Source organism: Corynebacterium sp. HMSC075D04 (genome assembly GCF_001815635.1).
GTDB classification, from domain to species: Bacteria; Actinomycetota; Actinomycetes; order Mycobacteriales; family Mycobacteriaceae; genus Corynebacterium; species Corynebacterium coyleae.
The window spans coordinates 34,862-41,015 of sequence record NZ_KV821337.1; the positions used below are offsets into that span (position 1 = coordinate 34,862).

Here is a 6,154-nt window from a genome sequence, read left to right on the forward strand (position 1 = left end):
GCATGCATGACCTCTTTGAAGTAGTAAACGGCGAGTGGGTCGCCAACCACGAAATCCCCGCTGACCGCGGCATTGACGGCGCGTTTTACGCCCTGCGCGATAAGGCGGAGGAAGATGTCCACGCCATTCTTGCGGACGGCAACGCCCTCTACACCTCCTTTATGGACGTGGATGCGGTCAACGCTGCAGGCATCGACGCCCTCAACGCCGACTTGGAGTTGATTGAGGTGGCGAGCGTTGAGGAGTTCGTCGAAAAGTTAGGGCTCTTGGAGCGCACAGGCATTGGCGCACCGCTGACCTACTGGGTGGAGAAGGATTCCCAGGGCGAGGATTCCGTCCCGTACCTCGTGCAATCGGGGCTTGGGCTTCCCGACGAGGCCTACTACCACGAGAAACAACACGCACAGACGCTCGCTGACTATGAGAAGCACGTCGCGCGCATGCTCGAGTTCCTCGCCCCGAAGTACCTGCTGGGGCTGAGCCCGGAGATCGCCGCACAGCGCATTATCAACGTGGAGAAGGCGCTGGCAGACTCCCACTGGGATGTGGTGAAGTCGCGCGACGCGATTGCCACCTACAACCCGGCCGAACTCTCCGACATGCCGCCGCTGGTGCAGAAGATGCTTCGCGCCTCCGGCCTCCCCGACGGCCGCGTCATCGACATGATGCCCTCCTACACCGCGGATCTGGATGCAATGCTGCGCCGCGAAACGCTCGCCGACTGGCAGCTGTGGGCTGCGTGGAACATCCTGCGTTCCCGCGCCGGCGTGCTCAGCGAGGAGATCGGAAGGGCAAACTCCGAGTTCTACGGCAAGAAGCTTTCCGGCGCGACCCAGCAGCGCGACCGTTGGAAGCGCGGCGTGGCCCTCGCAGAATCCCTCATCGGCGAGGACATCGGACGCGAATACGTCAAGCGCCACTTCCCGCCGGAGTCCAAGGAACAGATGCTGGAATTGGTGCAGTACCTTATCGACGCCTACCGCACCCGCATCGCCGACCTCCCCTGGATGAGCGAAGAAACCAAGAAGAAGGCCGCAGAGAAGCTTTCCCAGTTCAACTCGAAGATCGGCTACCCCGACAAGTGGCGCAGCTACGAAGGCCTGGAGTTCACGGACAACCTTGTCGAGAACGTGCGCCGCGGTGCCGCGTTTGAGCACGACTACCAGCTGGGCAAGATCGGCAAGCCATCCGACCGCGACGAGTGGGTGTCCAGCCCGCAGACCGTCAACGCGTTCTACAACCCGGTAGTCAACGACATCACCTTCCCGGCCGCGATCCTGCAGCCGCCGTTCTTCGACCCCGATGCCGACGCCGCCCAAAACTTCGGCGCGATCGGCGCGGTGATCGGCCACGAGATCGGCCACGGTTTCGACGACCAGGGCTCGCGTTACGACGGCCAGGGCAACCTCAACTCCTGGTGGACCGAACAGGACCGCACCAACTTCGAGGAACTCACCTCCAAACTGGTCGATCAGTTCAACGGTCTCGTCCCGTCCGTCCTCGAGGGCACCGACACCTCTGGAGTGAAGGGCGAGTTCACCCTCGGCGAGAACATCGGTGACCTTGGCGGACTCGGCATCGCCGTCGTGGCGTACAAGAAATACCTCGCCGACAAGGGCCTCGAAGAAACCCGCGAAGGCTTCCAGAACCTGTTCTACGCGTGGGCTCGCGTGTGGCGTTCCAAGGCCCGTCCGGAGATGGCGGCACAGCTGCTGGCCATTGACCCGCACGCCCCGAACGAGTTCCGCTGCAACGTCATCGCTGCGAATATCGACGAGTTCTACGACGCCTTCGACGTAGAGAAGGGCTCCAAGATGTGGATCGAGCCCGAGGACAGGGTGACGATTTGGTAGAGGAATACCCGCTCAACGAACAGGGTGACCCGAACTTCAACGTCGGTGGCGTCAAGCGCGACCTGCCGCCGGAACTGCAGTTGGAGCAGCTCGCCTCCTACATCGAGGCGACCTACGAGGACGGCCCGAACTACCTGGCACTCCTTCCAGACAGGATCACACACGCCGCCATGCTCATGCTTGGCAGTGCGGTGGATCATGCGATGCCGGCGACGAAGTGGTCGGGTGAGGTGGTCGTCGAGAAGCATGAGCTCGGTGTTGTGTTCAAGCCGAGCAACCCGACCGGCGCGTGGGCCGTCTCCGTGTGGGACGGGCCCGACAATGCCAAAGAGATGCTGTGGCGCCCCGACGTGGCCGCCGCCGCTGAACTCTCCGGCACGACGATCCTCGACGTCGACCGCGCAGAAGACGCCCAACGCGCCGTCGACCAACTGCCCGGCCCCGTCACCGCATGGGTGCTTGGGGATGCCCCAGCCCCCACCGCCGACGACTACATCTTCACCTTCCCCACCACCAACCGGGAGGGATTCGTGCAGGTCCCGGCCGGGTCAGGCCTCGAGGGCACCGAGTATTATGCCAAGGGGTTTATTTCCACACCGGCAGAAATCCGCCGTCGAGTGCAGGATGTTGCGGAGTATCTCCGTCGTTGACCTGGTTGATACCCACGTTGGTATCCACCGTGTTTTCGTAGGCGGTGCCGTACGTCAGTGCGGCCACCGCCCACGTTTCCTTGCCGATCTCACCCCAGGACACCGAGCCCGTCGCACTCTCCCGGTCGTCTGACCAACCCATCTTCGAGCCCTTCACACGCTTCAACCGGGCCGTGCCAAACCCCTGGATGAAACCGTCCGACGCCACCGCGGTCTGCTTCTCCATGCCCGCGAACAGCGGTTTCGCCGCCGGGTCCCACACAATCGACGCGATGAACGTGGCCAGATCCCGCGCCGAAGTTTGCGACTTCCCCCACGACACACCACGTGCCGTCTGCTTCAAGTCAAAGTCCTCGGCAATCTGATCGATCGCCTCCGGATACTTCGCATCCAACGTGCTGGCAATCCCGTCATCAGAGGAGGCAATCATCTCCTCCACCTGCTTCTTCTCAGCCTTCGTGCCGTTGTACAGCACGTAGTAGCCCAGATAGAGCTTCGCCAGCGACAGCGCCGGCCGGGCCTCCTCCGCCTTCGGCGAAATGGACACACGTCCGTCCGGATGCACCACAGCAAGACCCGTCCGGTCCCTGTTGTACGACGGGTCCACGTGGTAGGCACTCAGCGGGAAACTCAACGACGCCACCAGCAGCGCCGCCCCTACACGTTTCACAGCACAGAGTCCGCTTCGCTGATCTCCTCGAACGTCGGCACGTCAACCTCGACGATGAAGCACTGCGCCCCATTCGGGTCCGCAATGCCCGCCATCGGCCCAAACGCGCCCTCGCCAGGCCCGACGAGCACAGTGCCTCCGTGCTCCTCAACCGCCTTGCAAGCTGCCTCGAGGTCTTCCACGCCGAAGTAGCTCACCCACGACGCCGCCTCCCCGACATACATGCCCAAGAACGGAGCGCCGTCCTCGAGCGCCAGGAAGTAGCCGTCTTCCTCGCGGATCTCCCAGTCGAACAGGTCGCCGTAGAAATCGATGGTGGCCTGGTCCGTGGTCACCAACTCGTACCACACCGGCACCCCCGGCTCACCGGCCGCGACGAAGCGTTCCTCCGGATCCATCAGGCCAAACAGGCCACCGGATGGGTCCTCACACAGCGTCAACTCCTCGTCGGCGCTCAGGACACGGCCACCGAGCTTCTCCACCTCGCCGCCGCCCATAAACGACGTCACCCAGCCATCAGCCTTACCCGACACCAGACCCGCCACCGGCAACCCATCCTTGCGAGCAGTGCCGTCAACGATCTCCCAGCCGAACACGTTGCTGTAGAAGTGCGTGGACTTCAACACATTCGTGGTCATCAGGTCTTGCCAAAACGGCATCCCGTCTTTGCCTTCGAATGCAGGCATTACATGTTCCTCCACTTCTCCGGGTCGAAATCATCGTTGGCGGTGCGTTCGTCGAAGTAATCGTCACCGTCCGAGTCCGCCATCACTGTTGCGGAGGCGTCGCCGATCGAGACGGTGTCTTCGTCGTAAAGCAAATGCCCCCTCGAGGTGACCACGTCGCCGTTAACCAGCACCTCTCCCCCAGCAATCGCTTCCTTCGCGTGACCACCAGATTCGACCAGGTTGGCCAGTTTCAAGAACTGTCCGAGCTTGATTGATTCGCCCGAAATCGACACGTCCATATGCATGCCGGACAGTCTATCGGTCCGCCTGATCGACCGGCATGATGCTCATTGTGTCGATGTTTACCCGCTTCGGCAGGCTCGCCACCCACCGCACCGCCTCCGCAATGTCCTCGGCGGTGAGGTTCACGTTGCCCTCATAGACCTTCTGCGCACGTTCCTCGTCGCCGCCGAACCTGTTCAGCGAGAAGTCGGTCTTCACCCGACCCGGGTCGATCTCGCACACACGAATGTTGTTTTCCGCCTCTTCCCTGCGCATCGCCCTGGTCATACCGCGCAGGCCGTACTTGGCGGCGTTGTACCCCGAACCGCCCTTGTATGCGTCCGTGCCGGCCACCGAACCAATGTTGACCACAAGCCCCTCCGACGCCTTGAGCTGCGGATACAGCGCACGAGTGACGCGCATGGTGCCCATCACGTTGGTTTGGAACATCCACTCCCAGTCCGCGTCGTCCGCGTCGCGCAGGTAGTCAGTCTCCTTCGCGCCACCCGCGTTGTTGACCAGCAAGTCCACGCGCTCAAGGCGCGCAAGCTTATCGACGCTCCCCGGGTCCGTCACGTCGAGGTGGATTGCAACGCCACCGATGTCGTCGGCAATCGCCTGGCACTTCTCCAAACGCCGCGCCGCCACGATCACCTTCCACCCATCCTTAGCCAAGGCCCGGCACGTCGCCTCGCCGATACCCGCGGAACCACCTGTAACTACTGCAACCTTTTGTTCGCTCATGTGCCGAAGTGTAGGCCCTCCCACAGCATCCATGTGGCCAGAAGGATAAAGATGATGCCCGTGACCACGTCGATCCACCTGCCGTAACGCTCAATCTTGGACGCCATCGCACGGACCGCCAATGCGAACCCGACGAACCAGATGATGCCCGTGACAACCAGCAGCGGCACCGCCCACCAGCCCACATGCGCAAACTGGGCGAAGATCGCCCCGAAAAACAGGACGGCCTTCGGGTTGGACAGGTTCGTCGCCACACCGGTGAGGAACGGTCTGCTCACCTGCTGCGCTTCCGGCAACTCCGGGTCGCTCGCCCGAATCGCGCCTATGCCCATCCACAACAAGTAGGCGCCACCGACGATTTGCAGCACCGACAGGATCTCCGGGAACGCTTGAATCAGCGCACTCAGACCCGCCAGCGATGCGACGATCCACACCGTGTTGCCCAGCATGATGCCGAGCGCGCACAGGATGCCATCCCGTCGATTCTTCGCGCCAACCCGGATGATCTGAAACAGGTCCGGACCTGGGCTGACGATTGCCGCGAACCAGACTCCAAGCAGTGCGATCATCACTTCTCCATCTGTCGCATCGTGATGTTCAGACGGCCGTCGAGCAGCGCCGACGTTCCCTTCTTTGCCCCCAGCACGCCGTGTCTCGCGCGGCGGGCTGGGCCACCGAACACGAGGGCATCCCCGGACATCAGGAGAATATCGTGCCCCTCGATGCGGAACACACAGTCCTGACCGAACGACAGGCTGACCACCGCGTTCTCAGATGCCTCTTCTGCATCCACATGCATGCCCATTCCTTTGCCCGGCGGGTAGAAATTCACTAACGCCGTTTCCACACGTGGAGTCTCACCAACCCGCGGGTCGATCTCACGTGCCCGATCCATCACCTCCCCTGCGATCCGCTGGAAATTCTCCGGCACCGGCGGTACCTGATATCCATCGACTTCCTGCAGCATGCGGTACGGATTCGTCGCCCAGAACCACCCGAGCGACAGCATCCACGCATCCATCTGCCCTTTGCCTACCCGTGGTTGGCGCATCGCCACCGGCGTGTCGGCAACCGACCTCGCTAATTCGCGCGCTTGTTCGATGATTTCCCGCTGCTCATCAGAGGTGAAAAACGCAGGTAGATGCACCACCCCAGGCATGACGCGGTTGGGTTTGCGTGGGATCACGGTGGCGTCGAAAAGCAATTGCTCCACCTTGCGTGTCGCGGTCGTTTTATATGATTTTCACACAATATGCCGTTTCCGTGTAGTTGGTAGGGGCAATCCGC

General features: G+C 62.2%; 8 protein-coding genes. 2 read left to right on the plus strand and 6 right to left on the minus strand.

Going from position 1 to position 6,154, the window contains the following annotated elements; genetic code table 11:
* Nucleotides 1-2 precede the first annotated feature (2 nt).
* Both HMPREF3048_RS04995 and HMPREF3048_RS05000 read left to right on the plus strand, forming a co-directional pair.
* Complete coding sequence (locus HMPREF3048_RS04995; RefSeq protein WP_070771376.1) at nt 3-1,853, plus strand: M13 family metallopeptidase; 1,851 nt, start codon at nt 3-5, stop codon at nt 1,851-1,853.
* Entirely contained in the window at nt 1,847-2,503 is a 657-nt protein-coding gene (locus HMPREF3048_RS05000) for a hypothetical protein (protein WP_070771377.1), read from the plus strand. The genes HMPREF3048_RS04995 and HMPREF3048_RS05000 overlap by 7 nt, the downstream gene beginning before the upstream one ends.
* Here HMPREF3048_RS05000 and HMPREF3048_RS05005 read toward each other — a convergent pair.
* The 6 genes from HMPREF3048_RS05005 to HMPREF3048_RS05030 are packed head-to-tail and all read right to left on the minus strand — an operon-like array spanning nt 2,439 to nt 6,071.
* Nucleotides 2,439-3,173, minus strand: a complete 735-nt coding sequence (locus HMPREF3048_RS05005; RefSeq protein ID WP_070771378.1) for a hypothetical protein — start codon at nt 3,171-3,173, stop codon at nt 2,439-2,441. The genes HMPREF3048_RS05000 and HMPREF3048_RS05005 overlap by 65 nt on opposite strands.
* Entirely contained in the window at nt 3,170-3,859 is a 690-nt protein-coding gene (locus tag HMPREF3048_RS05010; protein ID WP_070771379.1) for a VOC family protein, read from the minus strand. Before HMPREF3048_RS05010 ends, HMPREF3048_RS05005 begins: the two co-directional genes overlap by 4 nt.
* Complete coding sequence (locus HMPREF3048_RS05015; RefSeq protein ID WP_070451948.1) at nt 3,859-4,146, minus strand: RNA-binding S4 domain-containing protein; 288 nt, start codon at nt 4,144-4,146, stop codon at nt 3,859-3,861. The genes HMPREF3048_RS05010 and HMPREF3048_RS05015 overlap by 1 nt, the downstream gene beginning before the upstream one ends.
* A gap of 10 nt (nt 4,147-4,156) precedes the next feature.
* Complete coding sequence (locus HMPREF3048_RS05020; RefSeq protein ID WP_070771380.1) at nt 4,157-4,867, minus strand: SDR family oxidoreductase; 711 nt, start codon at nt 4,865-4,867, stop codon at nt 4,157-4,159.
* Nucleotides 4,864-5,436, minus strand: a complete 573-nt coding sequence (locus HMPREF3048_RS05025) for a LysE family translocator (protein ID WP_070421988.1) — start codon at nt 5,434-5,436, stop codon at nt 4,864-4,866. Before HMPREF3048_RS05025 ends, HMPREF3048_RS05020 begins: the two co-directional genes overlap by 4 nt.
* Nucleotides 5,436-6,071, minus strand: a complete 636-nt coding sequence (locus tag HMPREF3048_RS05030) for an alpha-ketoglutarate-dependent dioxygenase AlkB (protein ID WP_083316758.1) — start codon at nt 6,069-6,071, stop codon at nt 5,436-5,438. Before HMPREF3048_RS05030 ends, HMPREF3048_RS05025 begins: the two co-directional genes overlap by 1 nt.
* Between the last annotated feature and the right edge of the window lie 83 nt (nt 6,072-6,154).